At 40.9% G+C, this 20,974-nt stretch carries 14 protein-coding genes; 9 read left to right on the forward strand and 5 right to left on the reverse strand.

Translation table 11 applies throughout. From position 1 onward, the window contains the following. Positions 1-96: 96 nt before the first annotated feature. Positions 97-1,059, reverse strand: a complete 963-nt coding sequence (gene trxB, locus PAND9192_RS12175; RefSeq protein ID WP_087845185.1) for a thioredoxin-disulfide reductase — start codon at positions 1,057-1,059, stop codon at positions 97-99. A gap of 643 nt (positions 1,060-1,702) precedes the next feature. Here trxB and lrp point away from each other — a divergent pair. From lrp to PAND9192_RS12205, 6 genes are all read left to right on the forward strand, one after another. Then, positions 1,703-2,197 carry a leucine-responsive transcriptional regulator Lrp gene (lrp, locus tag PAND9192_RS12180; RefSeq protein ID WP_005368765.1) on the forward strand — a complete coding sequence of 165 codons (495 nt, stop codon included), beginning with the start codon at positions 1,703-1,705 and terminating at the stop codon, positions 2,195-2,197. Positions 2,198-2,656: 459 nt separating this feature from the next. After that, a complete protein-coding gene (locus PAND9192_RS12185; protein ID WP_442439542.1) occupies positions 2,657-5,866 on the forward strand; it encodes a DNA translocase FtsK 4TM domain-containing protein in 3,210 nt (1,069 codons plus the stop codon). Between the two features lie 109 nt (positions 5,867-5,975). Further along, positions 5,976-6,593, forward strand: a complete 618-nt coding sequence (gene lolA, locus PAND9192_RS12190) for an outer membrane lipoprotein periplasmic chaperone LolA (protein WP_200815518.1) — start codon at positions 5,976-5,978, stop codon at positions 6,591-6,593. Between the two features lie 73 nt (positions 6,594-6,666). Further along, entirely contained in the window at positions 6,667-8,007 is a 1,341-nt protein-coding gene (locus PAND9192_RS12195) for a replication-associated recombination protein A (protein WP_060998211.1), read from the forward strand. Between the two features lie 126 nt (positions 8,008-8,133). Further along, on the forward strand, positions 8,134-9,441 hold the full coding sequence (gene serS / locus PAND9192_RS12200; protein WP_087854034.1) for a serine--tRNA ligase: 1,308 nt from the start codon (positions 8,134-8,136) through the stop codon (positions 9,439-9,441). 857 nt (positions 9,442-10,298) lie between these two features. Then, positions 10,299-10,859, forward strand: a complete 561-nt coding sequence (locus tag PAND9192_RS12205) for a hypothetical protein (RefSeq protein WP_087854035.1) — start codon at positions 10,299-10,301, stop codon at positions 10,857-10,859. A gap of 224 nt (positions 10,860-11,083) precedes the next feature. Here the strand turns inward: PAND9192_RS12205 and PAND9192_RS12210 are convergent, their stop codons facing one another. From PAND9192_RS12210 to metG, 4 genes are all read right to left on the reverse strand, one after another. After that, positions 11,084-12,403, reverse strand: a complete 1,320-nt coding sequence (locus tag PAND9192_RS12210) for a dicarboxylate/amino acid:cation symporter (protein ID WP_087854036.1) — start codon at positions 12,401-12,403, stop codon at positions 11,084-11,086. Positions 12,404-12,787: 384 nt separating this feature from the next. After that, positions 12,788-14,116 (reverse strand): CoA-disulfide reductase, encoded by a 1,329-nt coding sequence (locus PAND9192_RS12215; protein ID WP_087854037.1) that lies wholly within the window; start codon positions 14,114-14,116, stop codon positions 12,788-12,790. A 70-nt stretch (positions 14,117-14,186) separates the two neighbouring features. Then, positions 14,187-15,587 (reverse strand): L-cystine transporter, encoded by a 1,401-nt coding sequence (locus PAND9192_RS12220; RefSeq protein ID WP_087854038.1) that lies wholly within the window; start codon positions 15,585-15,587, stop codon positions 14,187-14,189. A gap of 344 nt (positions 15,588-15,931) precedes the next feature. After that, positions 15,932-17,977, reverse strand: coding sequence for a methionine--tRNA ligase (gene metG / locus PAND9192_RS12225; protein ID WP_087854039.1), 2,046 nt, complete (start codon positions 17,975-17,977; stop codon positions 15,932-15,934). A 258-nt stretch (positions 17,978-18,235) separates the two neighbouring features. On the opposite strand from metG, the gene apbC reads away from it, so the two are divergent. The 3 genes from apbC to dcd all read left to right on the forward strand — a co-directional run bounded on the left by apbC (position 18,236) and on the right by dcd (position 20,898). Next, a complete protein-coding gene (gene apbC, locus PAND9192_RS12230; RefSeq protein WP_087854040.1) occupies positions 18,236-19,324 on the forward strand; it encodes an iron-sulfur cluster carrier protein ApbC in 1,089 nt (362 codons plus the stop codon). 149 nt (positions 19,325-19,473) lie between these two features. Then, positions 19,474-20,118, forward strand: a complete 645-nt coding sequence (gene udk, locus PAND9192_RS12235; protein WP_060998220.1) for a uridine kinase — start codon at positions 19,474-19,476, stop codon at positions 20,116-20,118. Positions 20,119-20,304: 186 nt separating this feature from the next. Then, positions 20,305-20,898 (forward strand): dCTP deaminase, encoded by a 594-nt coding sequence (gene dcd / locus PAND9192_RS12240; RefSeq protein ID WP_087854041.1) that lies wholly within the window; start codon positions 20,305-20,307, stop codon positions 20,896-20,898. Positions 20,899-20,974: the final 76 nt, after the last annotated feature.

The raw sequence follows: 20,974 nt of genomic DNA on the forward strand, positions 1-20,974 counted from the left end.
CGGTATTTATGGTGGGTCGCTCTTACAGCAACATGGTTGAGATTCACATTGCTGTAAGGAAAAAAAAGCCACTATATAAATAGTCGCTTTATGTACTTATTGTTGGTCAGCTAACGCATCTAAATAACGTTCTGCATCAAGGGCTGCCATACAACCAGTACCAGCAGAAGTGATCGCTTGACGATAGGTGTGATCCATCACATCACCAGCAGCAAAAATACCCTCAACACTGGTTTGAGTTGCATTGCCGTGAAGACCTGATTGGACTTTAATATAGCCATTTTCCATCTCAAGTTGACCGTCAAAGATGGCTGTATTTGGCTGGTGGCCAATAGCAATAAAGACGCCCATTACTTCAAGTTCTTCAGTCGCTTCTGATTGAGTATCTTTAAGACGTAAACCTGTTACACCCATGTCGTCACCTAACACTTCTTCAAGGGTACGATCTGTGTGCAAAATGATATTACCGTTCGCGACTTTATCCATCAGACGATTAATTAAAATTTTCTCTGAACGGAAACTATCACGACGGTGAACAAGGTGGACTTCTGCGGCAATATTTGACAGATATAATGCTTCTTCAACAGCAGTGTTACCACCACCAATAACGGCAACTTTTTGGTTACGGTAGAAGAAACCATCACAGGTCGCACACGCTGAAACACCACGCCCTTTAAAGGCTTCTTCAGAATCTAGGCCGATGTATTTAGCTGATGCGCCCGTTGAGATAATCAATGCATCACAAGTGTATTCACCGGTTTCACCTTTGAGGCGGAATGGTCGTTGGCTAAAATCAGTTTCGCTAATAAAATCAGTAATGATTTCAGTATCAAATTTTTCCGCATGTGCTTTCATGCGATCCATTAATGCAGGGCCTGTTAGCTCGTCTGCATCACCTGGCCAATTTTCTATTTCTGTTGTAGTGGTAAGTTGACCACCTTGCTGCATACCAGTGATCATTACTGGTGATAGGTTTGCACGTGCTGCATAAACAGCCGCTGTGTAACCTGCAGGTCCAGAACCAAGGATGAGTAGTTCACAATGTTTTACGTTACTCATTTTTTCTCCAGGCTGAATATTATTATTATGGAAGACTGATTGTAGGTAAATTGCAGTCGTAAAGGAAGAGGATGTAAGACAATCAATAATCTGTTAACACTATTGAAGCTAAGCTAAAAAGGTTTGATGCGCTTGAATCGTCTTAAATTAGAGATGTTATATAGATCACAAAAATACCGTAGCAAAGGGCTTTTTTGAAGTGTTAAAAGTGAAAAGTCAGATCGTGATAATTTGATCTAGCACAAGCTTCCGTAAGAAAAGTAGCCCATAAAAGTAATTTTAATTTTGCGAATAATAACGTGATAGTGACGGATTTAACTATTTGATATTGGATTAAAAATGCCAATAAGTTAAGTTATGTTAATATATTGGTGTTGATGTAATAATTTACTTTGATAATCTGCTTGGTTTTGGTACAAATAGTTAAATGTTTGTTTTTGATTGGCTGATTTCAGGATAATCCTCGTATGACGAAGGATAATCGCCATCACAAGATTGAGATACAATTAAACAATTATGGTGAGTAAATAGCATGATCGTCTGATCTTTATCACTGATTGTTTGACTATTAGAGTATTTGATTCTAAAAATAGATAAGATGTAGTATATTTTTTTGCAAGGAAGTGAGAAGGTGGAATAAAAAATGGTAGATACCAAAAAGAAACCATCCAAGGAATTGGATCGCATCGACCGCAATATTTTGAATGAACTTCAAAAAGACGGTCGAATTTCAAACGTAGAGCTTTCAAAGCGTGTTGGTCTATCGCCAACGCCGTGTCTAGAACGTGTACGTCGTTTAGAGCGCCAAGGCTATATCAGTGGTTATACAGCATTATTAAATCCACAGTTTCTTGATGCCTCATTATTGGTTTTTGTTGAGATCACCTTAAACCGTGGTGCGCCAGACGTTTTTGAACAGTTTAATAAATCAGTACAAGAGCTAGAAGACATTCAAGAGTGTCATTTAGTCTCTGGTGATTTTGACTACTTGTTGAAAACACGTGTATCAGACATGTCAGCTTACCGTAAATTGCTTGGTGAAACGCTATTACGTCTTCCGGGTGTTAATGACACTCGTACTTATGTTGTTATGGAAGAAGTTAAGCAAAGCAATAACTTGGTTATCAAAACTCGATAAATCGTCGCGTTTTAATTGCTGTAAGATTGTAAATATATACATGCACCCTGAATGACGTCATTGTTATTCAGGGTGTATTTGTTTATGCGGATTTAAAATAGTAATTGCTGCTTAATCACTCAAACGAAACTATGAATTGACATAATGATGAATTTATTTGACAACTAAGCGTCTAAAATAAGCAAGGACTAGCCGGTTGAGATAGTTAGCTTTTATTGGTTAGAAGATATTGCTTACCATTGAAAAAATTTTTATTTTAAAGGGCGACGAACACAGACAATGTGGTCTTTTAGTATAGAATGATGGCATTAAGACATTTACTTTATATTTGTGAGTTTGCCAACGGTATCGCTCGGTATTGAATACTGTATTGTTATTAACCGTAATACAGCATTGGTAGCTGAAAATATCAGCACTTTGGTAAAATATTCGAATTTGATAGAAACACCGGAGTTATTCTTGAGGAAGTTTAAAGGTAAAAAACTGCCCAAAATGCGTTTATCAGGTTGGCAACGCATTGTTGAAGGTTTTTTGATCATCAGTATTTTAGTTGCCATTTATATGATGGTTGCGCTAGTCACATTTAATCCCGCCGATCCTTCTTGGTCACAAACTGCTTGGGAAGGTGTGGTTCAAAATAAAGCCGGTTCATTTGGCGCATTAGTAGCAGATACTCTGTTCTTTATTTTTGGGTCTCTGGCCTACATTATTCCTATTGTTTTAGTATTGCTCGGTTGGTTTATTTATCATCACCGCAGAAAAATACTGTCACTGGATTTTATGGTTTACGGTACACGCTGGTTAGGATTAATGCTATTAGTACTAAGTAGTTGTGGATTGGCTGATCTTAACTTTGATGATATTTGGTATTTCTCATCGGGCGGTGTTATTGGTGATGTTGTTGCCAATATATCGTTGCCACTGCTCAATGTATTAGGGGCAACCTTACTACTCATGTTTACATGGGCAATTGGGTTTACCTTATTTACGGGTATTTCATGGGTAACGATTGTTGATCAATTAGGTGCAAAGACACTCTCAAGTTTAACCTGGATATTAAATAAATTACGTTCAGATAAACATGAAATCATGCGTCCATTTGCGGCGGATATCGCTGCTGAATCTGATATGCCTTATGCTCAGCATCTTAATAATAGCGACAATGATGCTCAGGATGATTTGCTATTATCATCTTATTCAACCTCATCTGCTGTTGAATCTGCACATGGACACTCGTTTGAGCGTAAAGACCCTGTTTATACGCCATCAAACACCACTCCAATTATTCGTTCATCTTCAGCTGCAACAGTTAGCGATCCGTTAATGACGCCTGTTGTTGAACAAGTCGCGCCACAGCCATATGTTGCGCCTGTAGAACAAGTCGCGCCACAGCCATATGTTGCGCCTGTAGAACAAGTCGCGCCGCAAGTTGAGCCACAGCCATATGTTGCGCCTGTAGAACAAGTAGTACCACAGGTTGAACCGCAGCCATATGTTGCGCCTGTAGAACAAGCAGCACCACAGGTTGAGCCGCAGCCATACGTTGCGCCAGTTGAACAAGTCGCGCCGCAAGTTGAGCCACAGCCATACGTTGCGCCTGTAGAACAAGTCGCGCCACAGGTTGAGCCGCAGCCATATGTTGCGCCAGTTGAACAAGCAGCGCCGCAAGTTGAGCCACAGCAATATGTTGCGCCAGTTGAACAAGCAGCAGCGCAAGTTGAGCCGCAGCCATATGTTGCGCCAGTTGAACAAGCAGCGCCGCAAGTTGAGCCACAGCCATATGTTGCGCCAGTTGAACAAGCAGCGCCGCAAGTTGAGCCACAGCCATACGTTGCGCCTGTAGAACAAGCTGCGCCTCTACAAGGTTTGTCTGTATCAGCACTTGAGCGCGAGCTTGAAAAAGATGAAGACTTTACTGTTGCTGTCGATGAGCAAACACAAAATGTGATTAACGCTGTTGTTAATGAACAACCTGCGGCATCACAAGTTTATGCTGCTCCGGTTGCTGAATCTTTTGTGCCAACAGCGAATGTTGATACTTCAGAAGAAGGTTTAACCGACGAAGAAATCTTCCTAAAACGTATTCGTGATAAACAAAAAGAACAAGCACACCTTGCAGGATTAGATAATCCATTCTTAATGCAAAAAGAGCCTGATCTACCAGTACCAACATCACCAATGCCAACATTAGACTTACTGCAACCTGCACGTAAAACGGTAGAAAAGGCGTCTGATGCAGAGCTACAAGCCACTGCTGCTTTGATAGAGTCAAAACTTGCTGATTATAAAATCAAAGTACAAGTTAAAGGTATTTACCCAGGTCCGGTGATCACGCGTTATGAACTTGATCTTGCTCCAGGGGTAAAAGTTAGTCGTATTTCAGGGCTATCAAAAGATTTGGCACGAGCATTATCAACCACATCAGTACGTGTAGTTGAAGTGATTCCGGGTAAACCTTACATTGGCTTAGAACTGCCGAATAAGAGCCGTGAAACGGTTTATATGTCTGAAGTTGTTGCCAGTGAGCAATTCCAAAATGTTGGTGGCGCATTGCCTATCGTTTTAGGTAATGATATTGCGGGCGATGCTGTTGTGGCTGATTTAAGTAAAATGCCACACTTATTGGTTGCAGGTACCACCGGTTCTGGTAAATCAGTGGGTGTAAACGTAATGATCCTGAGCTTACTTTACAAATGTAAGCCAGAAGATTGTCGCTTTATTATGATTGACCCGAAAATGTTGGAGCTATCAATCTATGAAGGTATTCCACATCTATTAACAGAAGTGGTTACTGACATGAAAGATGCTGGTAATGCGCTGCGTTGGTGTGTCGGTGAAATGGAACGTCGTTATAAAGTGTTAGCTGCTTGTGGTGTACGTAACCTTGCAGGTTATAACGCTAAACTGAAAGAAGCGGCAGAGGCGGGACATCCAATTCACGATCCATTATGGAAACCTGGCGATACCATGGATGAATACCCACCATTATTGGAAAAAATGCCAAGTATTGTGGTGATTGTCGATGAGTTTGCTGACTTAATGATGGTTGTGGGTAAAAAGGTGGAAGAACTGATTGCTCGCTTGGCTCAAAAAGCCCGTGCTGCAGGTATTCACTTAGTATTAGCCACTCAGCGTCCATCAGTTGATGTTATTACCGGTTTGATCAAAGCTAACATTCCAACTCGAATGGCATTTACTGTATCAACCAAAACCGATTCTCGTACAATCTTAGATCAAGGTGGTGCAGAAACGTTATTAGGTATGGGTGATATGTTGTACTTACCGTCAGGTCAAAGTCACACCATTCGTGTTCATGGCGCATTTGCATCTGATGATGATGTACATAATGTGGTTAATGATTGGAAAGCACGTGGCAGACCACAATATATCGATAGCATTCTAAACTCAGATCAAGGTGCAGATAGCTTGCTTCCGGGTGAAGCACCATCGGGTGATGATGATTTAGATCAGTTATTTGATGAAGTCGCTGCTTTTGTTGCAGAAACGCGTCGAGCATCTATTTCAGGTGTACAACGTCGATTTAAGATTGGTTATAACCGTGCTGCGCGTATTGTTGATCAATTACAAGCGCATGGCATTGTGAGTGCACCGGGGCATAACGCTAACCGTGAAGTGTTAGCGCCGCCGCCAGTACAACAACACGATTAATCATGATCGATAATAACGACTCACTTGCTATGAAGCGCTAAAGTGAAAACCAAACTGCTGTGATAGTGATTATCACAGCAGTTTAATACCAAAGAGGTTAGCGAATATGATGAAGAAACTCGTAATGAGCATGCTAGTTGCTGCGCCAATGTTGGTTGCGTCAAGTGCATGGGCTGCAACACCACAACAAGCGTTAAGCAGCCGTCTCGATAAAGTGAATGCATTTAGCGCTAACTTTACTCAAAAAGTCACCAGTCCTGATGGTGAAGTTTTAGTAAATGGTACTGGTGATTTATCGATTAAGCGTCCAAATTTATTCCGTTGGGCAACCGAAACACCAGATAAAAGTTTATTAGTTTCTGATGGTAAAACCGTTTGGTATTACAGTCCGTTTGTTGAGCAAGTAACAGCAATGTGGCTTAAAGATGCCACTGAGCAAACGCCATTTGTGTTATTAACTCGTAATAGCGCCAGTGATTGGTCAAAGTATAATGTAGCGCAATTAGCCGACACATTTACATTAACACCAAAAGATAAAACCTCATCGATGGATAAGTTTGTGGTTACAGTATCAAATACTGGCCAGGTACGTAATTTCTCGGTAGTTGAAACAGATGGTCAACGTAGTAAATATGTCTTAAGTGATTTTAAACGTACTACGCCTGCTGCAAGTTTATTTACCTTTACACCGCCTAAAGGTGTGGAGCTAGATGACCAACGTAACTAATTGTTATTGAATTTAATTATTATGAGAAGGTGGCGAATAAGCCACCTTTTTCTGTCTTAGGGGAGTCATTATATTGAGTAATTTCAGCCTAGATTTTTCCTCGGATTTTAGACCTTTGGCAGCAAGAATGCGACCTCGTACCGTCGAGGAATACATAGGTCAACAACATATTCTTGGTGAAGGTAAGCCACTCCGTCGTGCTTTAAAAGCAGGTCAATTACATTCTATGATTCTGTGGGGACCACCGGGCACAGGTAAAACGACCTTAGCCGAAGTTGCCGCGCATTACGCCAATGCCGAAGTTGAGCGAGTATCTGCGGTTACTTCCGGTATTAAAGATATTCGAGCAGCAATAGACAAAGCCCGTGACAATAAAATGGCAGGCCGACGGACTATTTTATTTGTGGATGAGGTGCATCGGTTTAATAAAAGCCAGCAAGATGCATTTCTGCCGCATATTGAAGATGGAACAGTAACCTTTATTGGTGCCACTACTGAGAATCCATCATTTGAGCTCAATAACGCTCTGTTATCGCGCGCGCGAGTGTATAAGTTAAAATCCCTTGAAGATGATGAAATTCTTGAAGTGATTGAACAAGCATTAACAGATAAAGAACGCGGTATTAGTGAAACGGATTTTGAGTTTGTCGGTGAAGTAAAACAGCAGTTAGCGCAGTTTGTACGTGGTGATGCACGAATGTCACTTAATTATCTTGAACAGTTAATTGATATGGCTGAAGAAGATCAGCAGGGCATCAAACAAATCACGGTAGAGTTATTAGCAGAAGTCACGGGTGAAAAAGTGGCACGGTTTGATAACAAAGGCGATCTTTGGTACGACATGATCTCTGCGGTACATAAGTCGATTCGTGGTTCTAATGCTGATGGTGCTTTGTATTGGTTTGCGCGTATGCTGCAAGCAGGTTGTGATCCGCTGTATGTTGCACGTCGATTATTAGCAATAGCCTCAGAAGATATTGGTAATGCTGATCCACGCGCAATGCAAGTCGCTGTGTCGGCATGGGATTGTTATACCCGTGTTGGCGCTTATGAAGGTGAACGTGCTATTGCGCAAGCGATTGTGTATTTAGCCTGCGCTGCTAAAAGTAATGCAGTGTATGTGGCCTTTAATCTTGCCAAAGCAGATGCGCGTGAATTTCCTGATTTTGAAGTACCGCCACATTTGCGTAATGCGCCGACCAAACTGATGAAAGAATTGGGTTATGGTGAGGGTTACCGTTACGCTCATGATGAGCCGGGTGCTTATGCGCCTGGTGAAGTGTATTTACCGCGTGAAATTCGTGATCGAGTTTATTATCAGCCTTCAAAACGGGGCTTAGAGATAAAAATATCGGAAAAGTTGGATTATCTTGCTTCTTTAGATGCAAAAAGCCCGCTAAAGCGCTACCAATAATAAGGCTTTTTGGGTATCGTTAAGTGATTGGCAACAATTTGTTATGGTTGCCTCCCAACTACAACTATTTTAATAAGAAATGCCTAAATAACGCGCATTTCAGACTATTAAGAGCACAGGATTAGCATGCTAGATTCTAAATTACTTCGAACTGAGCTGGATGAAACAGCTGCAAAACTCGCGCGTCGTGGTTTTAACCTTGATGTAGAAACTTTACGCAACTTAGAAGAGCAACGTAAGTCTCTTCAAGTAAAAACAGAAGAGCTACAAGCACAGCGTAACTCGCGATCGAAGTCGATTGGTCAGGCAAAAGCGAAAGGTGATCACGCAGAAGCTGAACGTATTATGGCTGAAGTTGGCAACCTAGGTTCTGAGCTTGATGAAGCGAAAGCAGCATTAGCAGAGCTTCAAGGTCAACTTGATACTATCACTCAAATGCTACCAAACATTGCTGATGAGTCAGTGCCAACGGGTAAAGATGAGTCAGAGAACGTAGAAGTTTTACGTTGGGGTCAGCCAAAAGCTTACGATTTTGAAGTAAAAGATCACGTTGATCTTGGCGAAATGGCTGGTGGCCTAGATTTCGCAAGCGCAGTTAAAATCACTGGCGCACGTTTCATCGTAATGAAAGGTCAATTTGCACGTCTACACCGCGCAATTGCACAGTTTATGCTAGATCTTCACACAGAAGAGCACGGCTACACAGAAATGTATGTACCGTACCTAGTAAACGCTGACAGCCTATTTGGTACAGGTCAATTACCGAAGTTTGGTGAAGATCTATTCCACACCCAGCCACTAACTGAAAAAGTGAATGATGAAGAGCCGCGCATTCTTTCATTAATTCCAACAGCAGAAGTTCCTGTAACTAACATGATGCGTGATACCATCACTGATGAAGCAGATTTGCCAATCAAGATGACAGCTCACACACCATGTTTCCGTTCAGAAGCGGGTTCTTACGGTCGTGATACACGTGGTCTTATTCGTATGCACCAGTTCGACAAAGTTGAACTAGTTCAGATCACTCGCCCAGAAGATTCAATGGCAGCACTTGAAGAACTAACAGGTCACGCTGAGAAAGTACTACAACTACTAGAGCTTCCTTACCGTAAAGTAGTACTTTGTACTGGCGATATGGGCTTTGGTTCTTGCAAAACTTACGACTTAGAAGTGTGGGTTCCTGCTCAAGAAACTTACCGTGAAATTTCTTCATGTTCAAACATGTGGGATTTCCAAGCACGTCGTATGCAAGCGCGTTTCCGTCGTAAAGGCGAGAAGAAGCCTGAGCTACTACACACACTAAACGGTTCTGGTTTAGCGGTTGGTCGTACTATGGTTGCTATTCTTGAAAATAACCAAGAAGCAGATGGCCGTATTATGATCCCTGAAGTACTACGTAAGTACATGCGCGGTGCTACTCACATCGGTTAATTACTGATGTAGTGATAAGTTAAAGAACCCAGTCATAAAGGCTGGGTTTTTTTATGGGGGAAAGGTGGCAAGGTTTAAAGGGGGAGTTTCGAGTCTTTAGGTAGTGAGAGCCGAGTTGAAAAGCGTGTGTGCTAACCCTAACCCTGTCATTCCCTACAGTGAGGTTATTACGAACGCGATAGGGAATCTATTGTCCGCGCGTTGTAGGGTTTCTATTTTCACTGGCATCTTTAAAGCTCAATCACGTGGTGAGTAGATCACGGATAGGTCGTGCCTCCCTTTCGAGATGACGGATATTAGGCTCAGAGAATACCAAGCCTAAAGATCAATATTCGCACCATGAGTGCCAAACCCAACCTCATCATTCTGTACTGTGAATGCTAAACCCAACCCCGTCATTCCCTACAGTGAGGTTACGAACACGATAGGGAATCTATTGTCCGCGCGTTGTCGAGTTAATTTTATCTTTTTAGGGCTTATGACAGTTAAACATCGCCAACGGAGTATTTTTATTATTGTTAACATCAGCAATAAATTAAATACACCATGTTTTGACTAATTATTTTAAATAAAACTTATCAAAACAAGACCTAAGCGATACTTTTTATATGAATAGAGATCGTATAGTACGGATTAGATGCTATATGTTAAATACAGCCTTTTTATTAAAAGTTTTTGTTTGCTATTGAAATATTGCTTTTATAACTACATGTATCTGGACGTTACCTCGTATCGGTTCGCTTTAGATGCATACTTTTAAAAATAATAAATCAAACAACTAATCTCAATGAAAGTGATCTGTTGGAAAAGCTGCGCACATAAAATTATTACTCATATATTTTTAAGGCTAGATGTGAATGTATAACGAAACACTCTTGGAACGAAACATTAAACAGAAGGTTGCTCGTTTTATTGATAAGTCTTCTAACTTGACTTGGCCTGATGGTTTTGTTGATTTTGATAATCAATGTTTTGTTGTGAATGGAGTTAAACCAGTCGCTCATGTACAGGATGAAATTGAATCAGCGTTTCTTTGGTGCTGGTCGGTCAAAGATTATTTGATTAGTAGTCTTGATGGAAAAGTATCCGCTAAGACTATAGAGAATGATATTAACCAATATGATTGTTTAACTATATGTTCTGATATTGCCAATCGTCTTAAACATCAAAATTTGAGGAGCAGCCGGAGTGAAAAATTTGCTAAATTAATTGTTACTCAAATAGTATCAATAAATACAAAAACAATTTCAAAAATTCAACGCTTGGATGGTCATTATTTTATTACCCCACAAAATGGCGAGTGTGTAAAAATTAAAGCAAAAATTGTCGATCAAGATGGTTGCTTTTTATTTGATGCGTATGAGTGTTTGAATAATAGTTTAATGGCATGGGATACAATTGGTAAAAAGTATGAGTGAAGATAAATAGCAAATCTATATGTGATATTTATCTATGGCAGCTAGTACGCATAAATAGCCATACTGTTAAATACCGTCTATTGAGGCGGTTTTTTTATATCTGAAGCACAACCATTAGTCAGGAAATCGCTGTTCCTCGTCTCTATAATCCTATTTCCCAAACCTAAAAAAGGGCACATTAAGTGCCCTTGAATTATGTTGTGTTCGCAAGTTTTTACTTGCTGTTATGATTTCTGTTGTTGTGGCAGAGGGTGAAAGCGAACAACTTCATCTTCAGTTGCAGCTAGTGGATCATTGAAACGCTCAACATCCATTTCACCTTCAGATTTAGCAACAATACAGGTTACGACACTATCACCGGTAATGTTCACCGCAGTACGTACCATATCAAGTAGACGGTCAACACCCATGATTAATGCGATACCTTCAACAGGTAGGCCAACTTGGTTAAGCACCATCGCTAGCATAATTAGACCAACACCAGGGACACCTGCTGTACCGACTGATGCTAACGTTGCAGTTAGAATAACCATTAGGTAATCGGTCATGGTTAAGTCGATATTAAACGCCTGCGCAATAAATACCGTTGCCACACCTTGCATAATTGCAGTGCCGTCCATGTTAATGGTTGCACCTAGTGGAACAGTAAATGACGCAATTTTATTGTTTACACCTAAACGCTTAGTTGCTGTTTCCATGGTGACAGGAATGGTTGCGTTTGATGATGCGGTTGAGAAGGCAAACATTACCGCATCTTCCATTTTCTTGAAAAATGTAAGTGGGCTTAAACCAGTAAAGGCTTTTAGCATCACGCTGTAAGTAACTAATGCATGGAGTAATAGAGCAGCAACTAATACTAGGAAGTAGTTAATTAAGCTATAAATAGCGTCAAGACCTAATCCTGTAAACAGCTTAGCCATTAAGAAGAACACACCAAATGGTGCAATGTTCATCAATAATGCTACTAACTTCATGATCACTTCATTTAAATCAGCAAATACGGCTGCTAGACGTTCACCCGGTTTACCCGCAGCACTGATAGCGATACCAAATAATACCGCAAACACAATAATCTGCAGGGTGTTACCACTTGCCATTGCACTGATTGGGTTAGTTGGGAACATACCCACAATAACGCTACCTAATGATGGCGCTTCTTTTGAGGCAAAGGTTGTTGCTGCACTTAAATCGGCACCTGCACCTGGCTGAAAGATATTTGCCATTGTTAATGCAAGCGTAATTGCTAAGGCCGTTGTTGTTAGATAAAACGCAAGGGTTTTACCGCCTAAACGACCCAATGTTGCTAAATCTTTTAATGAGCTAGTACCACAAACCAGTGATACAAAAACCAGAGGAACAACCAACATCTTTAAACTGGCAATAAAGATTTTACCACCGACATCAAACAGGCCATTTACGATATAGTCATGAATAAAAGCGATATCAGCAAAAAGGGAACGGATCATAAATCCTGTCAGAATACCTAATACCATGCCAAGAATAACGCGGCTGGTGAGTGACATTTTTTTCTTTTCTGTGGTCATTAAAACTTATCCTTATGTTTATTCACTCTGTCCTTCGGTAATCAGAGTGCATTCGGAGAGTAGCAGTTATTCGACTGTTAACGTGAAGTAATAATAATTATTAATAGCTAAAATATGCGTCAACTCACAAATTTTATACTGATTTCATGTTTCATATGCTGGTTTTTAACTGTATTTTAACAAAAGTGACATTTTAAAATCATAATTAGTTAGTTGATTATTATTTTTACGAGGTGTTTTGTCGGAATTTTCGATAAGTTAGGTTGGTGTGAATGAATAACTATGATTGATAGTTGGTGGTGATAATTAGAATAATTAAGCCACGCAAGTGAAAAAATCACTCATACGTGGCTTAAACGAATAGAAGCGAAAATACCAATGGTATTATTTAGCGACGTTACCTGCGACGTTCATAATATCCCAAGTACGAGCAAAAGGTGGCGCATAAGCAAAATCCATCATGCCTAATTGCTCGGTGGTTGCACCAAGACTAATCGCAACCGCAAGTGCATCAACGCGGTGTACTGCACCTTTATTACCAATTAATTGACCACCCAGTAATTGTTTATTATCAGCGCGGTAAATCAATTTTATATAAAGAGGAGATTGACCTTCACAGTAATTAGTGTGGCATTTATCACTGATATAAACCGTGCGGTAATCAATATTTGCTTGTTTAGCTTCGCGTTCTGAAAGCCCGGTACGACCTGCTTCTAAACCCAATACTTTGACACAACTGGTACCCAATGTACCGTCATAGCTGAGGTTTTTTCCTGCGATATTTTCACCAACTAAGCGACCCATTTTATTGGCACCTGTTGCCAGTGGAATATAAACCGGTTGCTGTAACTGCGCATGCCAAATAGTGGCACAATCACCTGCAGCCCAGATATTATCGATAGAGGTTTGACCTTGCTGATCAATCACAATTGCGCCATTTGCTAAACGTTCAATGCCAGTTGCGGCAATAAAATCAGTATTAGGTTTTACACCAGTGCAGCAGATAACCATGTCAGTCGAGTAGATAGCTTGATCGGTTTTGATGCTGGTAACACGATCGTCACCAATAATTTCACACACCGATTCTTTAAGGTGAATGCTAACTCCTGCTTGCTCAAGTTCAGGTTGAATATGTTGACTGATGTCAATATCAAACGCATCTGGAATTAAACAGGCAGCGCGTTCAATCAAACGTACTGTTTTACCTTGATGGATCATCGCTTCAGCAACTTCTAAACCAATAAAACCAGAACCAATAATCGTGACATGTTGACAATGTGGATCAGCAAGAGCGGTTTTAATATTCAAACCATCTTGCATGCGACGTAAAGAATAAACCCCTTGCTTTTCAAGACCTGCAATCGGTGGCAAAACTTCTTTGGCACCAGTGGCAATCATTAAGCGATCATAATCGACAGTGTGAGTTTCTCCTTGATGGACTACGGTCAGTTGTTGTTGCTCGGTATTGAGCTCAGTAACACGATGTTGAGTCAGTACTGTAATGCCTTTTTCTGCAAATTGCTGCGGTGTAAATTCAGCCATAAAGTTATGATCAGAAAATTCATCGCCAATGTAATAAGGTAATCCACAAGCACCGAAAGAAATAACATCAGAAGCTTCATAAACAACAATTTCAGCGGTAGGGTTGATGCGTTTTGCTTTTGCTGCGGCACTCATGCCTGCGGCTTCACCGCCAATGATGATAATTTTCATACTATTATGTATTCCTAAAAAAGTAGTAAGGGAGGCAATCCACCTCCCTTAAAGTGGTATTTAATATGGTTTACGCTGTCGCTTCTTCACCATCAAGGTTAACAACGTCATCGCTGTTAAAGATGGTCATATCTGTTTCGCCCATTACTTTACTGGTGATCGTGCCTGCGGTAATTGAACCTGAAACGTTAAGTGCAGTACGACCCATATCAATTAATGGTTCAATCGAGATTAATAGACCAGCAAGAGCGACTGGCATATCCATTGCCGATAAAACGATAAGTGCCGCAAATGTCGCACCACCACCAATACCCGCGACACCAAAAGAACTGACGGTAATAATGGCGACTAAAGTACATAGGAAGCCAATATCCATTGGGTTAATACCAACAGTGGGTGCAATCATTACTGCTAGCATTGCTGGGTAGATACCCGCACAGCCGTTTTGACCAATGGTTGAGCCAAAAGAAGCGGCAAAGTTAGCGATACCCGATGGAATACCTAAGCATTTTTCTTGCGTTTGCACGTTCATTGGAATAGAACCTGCGCTGGTGCGTGAAGTAAACGCAAATGCTAATACTGGAATGATTTTCTTAAGGTGGCGCAGTGGGTTAATGCCTACCATAGCAACAAGTGCTAAGTGAATGATAAACATTAGAATTAATGCTGCATAAGATGCAAAAACAAAGTTCGCAAGGTTAACGATATCAGTGTAGTTTGAGCCTGAAATTACCTTCGTCATCAGTGCTAGTACACCAAATGGTGTCAAGCGTAAAACCAAGGTTACCATACGCATAACAATAGTTTGCGCAACTTTAATAAAGCTTTCAAATTGAGCGAAAATCTCAGGTTTTTTCTTAGCAATGCCGGTTGCAGATAGACCGATAAAGATAGAGAAAATAACCACAGCGATAGTTGAAGTGCGGCGAGCACCTGTCATATCTAGGAATGGGTTTGCTGGAATAAACTCAATCATTAATTTAGCAAATGACATTGCTTCAACATTAGAAAGGGTTGATTCTAGACTCTTAGCACGTGCCATTTCAGCCGCACCAGAGGTTAACCCTTCAGCAGTAAGACCAAACAGTTGTGCCATTAAAATGCCCACACAAGCAGCAATCATGGTGGTAACAATCAATACTCCAAGAGTTAAACTACTGATTTTACCTAATGATGTACCGCCATTGAGTTTTAAAATCGCTGAAATGATTGACACCATTACTAATGGAATAATGATCATTTGTAGTAGGCGAACATAACCAACACCCACAATGTCAAAATATTCAATTGATGTCTTGATGACCTCAGAGCCAGAACCATAAAAAATTTGCAGTGCTGCGCCAAATGCGATACCTAAACCTAAGCCCGCAAATACACGTTTAGTAAAGCTATAGTGTTTGTTTTGCATGTGATAAAGAAATGCAATCAAGCCAACAAATATGGCGAGGTTCGTTACAATACCTAAGGTCATCATGAATCCTTCATATCAAATAAAAAGAGGGGGATTTTTATCGTTCCAATATATTTAGGGTTAAATTTTTCTTCTTATGTGTCGTTTTAGAAGTAAATTAACGCCGTTAATGTAAGGGATATTGATAACCGTAAAAACGATCAAGATCGCTAATTATGAATATGAGATGAATATTTAGTTTTAAAGTTTGAATTAGCAGCGGAGCTAGATCAATATTCAACAATGCATTAACACTTGGTAATAAGTTGACTTAATCGTGGGTATTGGTGCGAAGATGTATCAAAAAAAGGCAAAAAAATACCGATAACAAGGTTATCGGTATTTCAAATTTAAAATGGCGTAAATTACATTACACGCATACCTGGTTGAGCACCTTCATGGGGCTCTAGGATCCAAAGATCTTTACCACCAGGGCCTGCAGCAAGGATCATACCTTCTGACATGCCAAATTTCATTTTACGTGGTTTTAGGTTAGCAACCATTACCGTTAGCTTGCCAACAAGCTCTTCTGGTGTGTAAGCTGACTTAATACCAGAGAATACTTGACGCATTTCACCACCGATATCCAATTGGAATTTCAGTAGTTTGTCTGCTTTTGGCACTGCTTCACAAGCAACAATTTTAGCAATACGCATGTCAATTTTAGCGAAATCATCAAATTCGATTTCAGCTTCAATTGGCTCTGCTGCTAATGGGCTAACAGCTGGTTGAGCAGCTTCAAGTGCAGCTTTATCAGCGGCAGCTTCTTCTTTTGATGCTTCAACCATTGCAGCAACGTGAGCAGGATCGATACGGTTAAACAATGCCTTGAACTTAGTTACTTCATGGTTTGTTAATGGTGTTTCAATGCCTTCCCAAGTTAGTGTTTCGTTTAGGAAGCCTTCAGTACGCTCTGCAAGTTTTGGCATTACAGGTTTTAGGTAAGCCATTAACACGCGGAATAGGTTGATACCAACAGTACAAATTTCTTGTAGCTCTTGATCTTTACCTTCTTGTTTAGCAACAACCCAAGGTGCTTTTTCGTCAACATACTGGTTAGCTTTATCAGCCAATGCAGTAATTTCGCGAATAGCGCGGCTGTATTCACGATTTTCATAAAGATCGCCAATGCGTGCTGCAGCGGCAACGAATTCTGCGTAAAGCTCAGGCTCGGCAAACTTTTCAGATAACATGCCGTTAAAACGCTTAGCAATAAAGCCAGCGTTACGTGATGCTAGGTTAACAATCTTGTTCACAACATCGCTGTTTACACGTTGGGTGAAATCTTCAAGGTTAAGGTCTAGATCATCAATACGGTTGTTTAGTTTGGCTGCGTAGTAGTAACGTAGGCATTCAGGATCAAGATGGTTTAAGTAAGTACCCGCCTTAATGAAGGTGCCTTTTGACTTCGACATTTTCGCGCCATTTACGGTTACGTAACCGTGTACGAACACGTTATTTGGCTTACGGAAACCAGCGCCATCTAGCATTGCAGGCCAGAATAGGCTGTGGAAGTAAACAATGTCTTTACCGATAAAGTGGTAAAGCTCAGTTGAGCTGTCTTTGTTCCAGAACTCGTCAAAATCAAGATCATCGCGCTTGTCACAAAGGTTCTTAAATGAACCCATGTAGCCGATTGGTGCGTCTAGCCATACGTAGAAGTATTTGCCAGGTTCACCCGGGATCTCAAAACCAAAGTAAGGTGCATCACGAGAAATATCCCACTGTTGTAGGCCTGACTCGAACCACTCTTGCATCTTGTTAGCGGTTTCATCTTGAAGTGCGCCAGATTTAGTCCATGCTTTTAGCATGTCTTCAAACTGTGGCAAGTCAAAGAAGAAGTGCTCAGAATCTTTCATGACAGGTGTTGCGCCAGAGACTGCTGATTTTGGATTAATCAGATCTGTTGGGCTGTAAGTTTCACCACAGTTGTCACAGTTATCGCCGTATTGGTCTTCTGCTTTACACTTAGGGCAGGTACCTTTTACAAAGCGATCAGGTAAGAACATTTCTTTCTCAGGGTCAAATAGCTGAGAAATAGTACGGCTAGTAATAAAGCCTTTGTCTTTTAACTGCGTGTAAACAAAAGAAGCAAGTTCACGGTTTTCAGGTGAATGTGTGCTGTGGTAATTACTAAAGTCAATATCGAAACCGGCGAAGTCAGCTTGGTGCTCTTTGCTCACTTCTGCAATCATTTGCTCAGGTTCCACACCCATCTGCTGGGCCTTAAGCATGATTGGCGTACCGTGTGCGTCATCTGCACAGATAAAATGAACTTCATTGCCACGAAGGCGCTGATAGCGCACCCAAATATCCGCTTGAACATGTTCTAGCATGTGACCTAAGTGGATAGAACCGTTAGCGTACGGCAGGGCGCAGGTCACCAGAATTTTTCTTGGATTAGCAGCCATAATTACTTCTTTCGCTCATGATGGGTAAAAAAACATAGCTGCAAATACTACCTGATGGACAGCATATTGACTAGCGTCGATGCGGTTTTATCTGTTTTTGAGCCGGGGAAATCGGGCGGGAAGGACACTTTGGTGGTAGCATTAAGCAAAAGAGGTAAGTATTACTCGGCAGCATCAACGTTACTGGTTGTTTTGTATACGAATACTGTGACGCAGATGTTGCTCATAAGCTATGACATTTATGTGGAGCGCTAATTTATGGCAACAACGACAAACCATTTCGACAGTGTTGGTGATATCAGCCAATGGCTGAATCAGTTTGAACACCCACTGTTAAGTGCGGAATGGGCAGATGTTCCTCACTTTGTTTCAGTCTCGGCTGAGGGCGTTATCATTATCACGATCCCATTTGCAGCCAACGAATTAGCTCAGCAATTGCGTCAATGGATTGCACAGCAACAGCAGCAAGGCATTGTCAATGACGGCTTAAATTTTGATGTCCGTTGTCGAGTAGCGCCATTAGCGGTTGTTGATAAACAGCCCCTTCGTGGTGTTAAAAATATTATTGTTGTGAGTTCTGCTAAAGGCGGCGTAGGTAAATCAACAACCTCGGTTAACTTAGCCTTGGGTTTACAACAACAAGGTGCCAAAGTTGGCTTATTAGACGCTGATATTTATGGCCCGTCAGTGCCGATGATGTTAGGCACGATGGATCAAAAACCACAATCGCCTGATGGCAAAATGATGGCACCGATTGAAGCGCATGGTTTATATACCAACTCTGTCGGTTATTTGGTACCAGCTGAGAGTGCAACCATTTGGCGTGGGCCGATGGCGTCAAAAGCACTGGCTCAAATTATCACTGAAACGTGGTGGCCGGATCTGGATTATTTAGTGATTGATATGCCACCAGGTACCGGTGATATTCAATTAACTTTGTCGCAGCAAATTCCAGTAACGGGTGCGATAGTGGTAACTACGCCACAAGACCTTGCTTTAGCCGATGCAATTAAAGGTATCAGCATGTTCAATAAGGTTGATGTACCTGTGCTGGGTATTGTTGAGAATATGAGTTACCACATTTGTAGCAATTGTGGTCATCAAGAGCATATTTTTGGTACTGGCGGTGCAGCAAAAATGGCGCAAGATTATGCGGTGCCATTATTAGCTCAATTACCATTAGATATCAAAATTCGCGAGGATATCGATAATGGCACACCAACGGTTATTTCATCACCTGAATCAGAACAAGCAGCAGCATACATTATGTTAGCTGCAAATATTGCCAGCCGATTATATTGGCAGGGTGAAACTGTAGCTGAGCAGATTACTATTCGCACAATGTAGTTATTGATTCGACAAAATTCGCTGAGATTATAATCAGATATGTCAGATGCCTCATTTTTGCTGGTATCTGGCATAGCAACTGCTTATAATCAGAGGGTTTAATTTATCCATATTCGCCTTGCTACGTGGTCTAATAGGTACTTTCTGATATGTCTGAAACTTCACACCAATGCGTTATTATCGGTATTGCAGGCGCTTCTGCTTCCGGTAAAAGTCTGATTGCCAGCACAGTTTATAAAGAGTTAAAAGCAAAAGTCGGCGATCATCAGATCGGTGTAATCACGGAAGATTGTTACTATAACGATCAAAGTCACCTAACAATGGAAGATCGTGTTAAAACTAACTACGACCATCCTAATGCGCTTGATCATAATTTATTGTGTGATCACCTTGAGCAGCTAATGAAAGGTGAAGCAGTAGAAGTACCACAATATAGCTACAGTGAGCATACTCGTTTACAAGAAAGCACGACAATGACACCGAAAAAAGTGATCATTTTAGAAGGCATTTTATTGTTAACGGATCCTCGCTTACGTAATATCATGCACGCTAGCGTATTTATGGATACGCCACTTGATATCTGTTTACTACGTCGTTTACAACGCGATGTTGCAGAACGTGGCCGTACAATGGAGTCAGTGTTGGTTCAGTACCAAAAAACGGTACGTCCAATGTTTATGCAGTTTATTGAACCATCAAAGCAATATGCGGATATTATTGTTCCGCGTGGTGGTAAGAACCGTATCGCAATCGATGTGTTAAAAGCACATATCGCTAAATTGCTGCGTTCGTAATAATTTAAAATGAATAAGGCTGACAATATGTCAGCCTTATTTTTATGGTTATATTGGTGGGAATACCCCGTTAACCGTTGCTAACCCATCAATTAAAATTAACCATTATTGATGGGTTTTATTATATCACTCACATGTGCTGAGCACTGATAGGATAGAGTGCGTATTACGCAGGAGAGAGCTTAAATGAGACTGTGCGATAGAGATATCAGGGCTTACCTTGATGAAGGAAAAATCACTATTGAACCACGACCAGCTGATGATTGTATTAGTGGTTTAACTATTGATGTGAGTCTTGGTAATAATTTCCGCGTCTTTAATGATCATGGTGCACCATTTATTGATCTGTCAGGTAAAAAAGAAGATGTTGCCGCTCAACTTGATAAAGTCATGAGTGATGAGATTGTGGTTGCAGAAAATGAAGCCTTTTTTCTTCATCCTGGTCAATTAGCTTTAGCGGTTACGCATGAGTCGGTAACACTGCCTGATAATATCGTAGGTTGGCTTGACGGACGTTCATCGTTGGCACGTTTAGGCTTAATGGTGCATGTGACGGCTCATCGTATTGATCCAGGTTGGTCTGGACGTATTGTACTTGAGTTTTATAACTCGGGTCGTTTGCCTCTAGCATTGCGTCCACATATGCCAATTGGTGCGTTAAGCTTTGAGACTTTATCTGGTGCAGCAGAAAAGCCGTATAATAAGCGTGTGGATGCTAAATATAAAAATCAGCAAGGTGCAGTGGCCAGCCGTATTAATGAAGATGACAAGCAAAGCTAATCTTCTTTAATCGCTAATAGGTGTATTCTCGCATACATATTATTAAAGGCAGCCCTTGGGTTGCCTTTTGTTTAGC

This window comes from Photobacterium andalusiense, from assembly GCF_900185625.1.
GTDB classification, from domain to species: Bacteria; Pseudomonadota; Gammaproteobacteria; order Enterobacterales; family Vibrionaceae; genus Photobacterium; species Photobacterium aquimaris.

Coding starts and splice junctions, on each gene's coding strand:
- lolA (WP_200815518.1), top strand. CDS start 5,976: ATGAAGAAACTCGTAATGAGCATGCTAGTTGCTGCGCCAATGTTGGTT.
- PAND9192_RS12205 (WP_087854035.1), top strand. CDS start 10,299: ATGTATAACGAAACACTCTTGGAACGAAACATTAAACAGAAGGTTGCT.
- udk (WP_060998220.1), top strand. CDS start 19,474: ATGTCTGAAACTTCACACCAATGCGTTATTATCGGTATTGCAGGCGCT.
- PAND9192_RS12215 (WP_087854037.1), bottom strand. CDS start 14,116: ATGAAAATTATCATCATTGGCGGTGAAGCCGCAGGCATGAGTGCCGCA.
- metG (WP_087854039.1), bottom strand. CDS start 17,977: ATGGCTGCTAATCCAAGAAAAATTCTGGTGACCTGCGCCCTGCCGTAC.
- serS (WP_087854034.1), top strand. CDS start 8,134: ATGCTAGATTCTAAATTACTTCGAACTGAGCTGGATGAAACAGCTGCA.
- dcd (WP_087854041.1), top strand. CDS start 20,305: ATGAGACTGTGCGATAGAGATATCAGGGCTTACCTTGATGAAGGAAAA.
- PAND9192_RS12210 (WP_087854036.1), bottom strand. CDS start 12,403: ATGACCACAGAAAAGAAAAAAATGTCACTCACCAGCCGCGTTATTCTT.
- lrp (WP_005368765.1), top strand. CDS start 1,703: ATGGTAGATACCAAAAAGAAACCATCCAAGGAATTGGATCGCATCGAC.
- apbC (WP_087854040.1), top strand. CDS start 18,236: ATGGCAACAACGACAAACCATTTCGACAGTGTTGGTGATATCAGCCAA.
- PAND9192_RS12220 (WP_087854038.1), bottom strand. CDS start 15,587: ATGACCTTAGGTATTGTAACGAACCTCGCCATATTTGTTGGCTTGATT.
- trxB (WP_087845185.1), bottom strand. CDS start 1,059: ATGAGTAACGTAAAACATTGTGAACTACTCATCCTTGGTTCTGGACCT.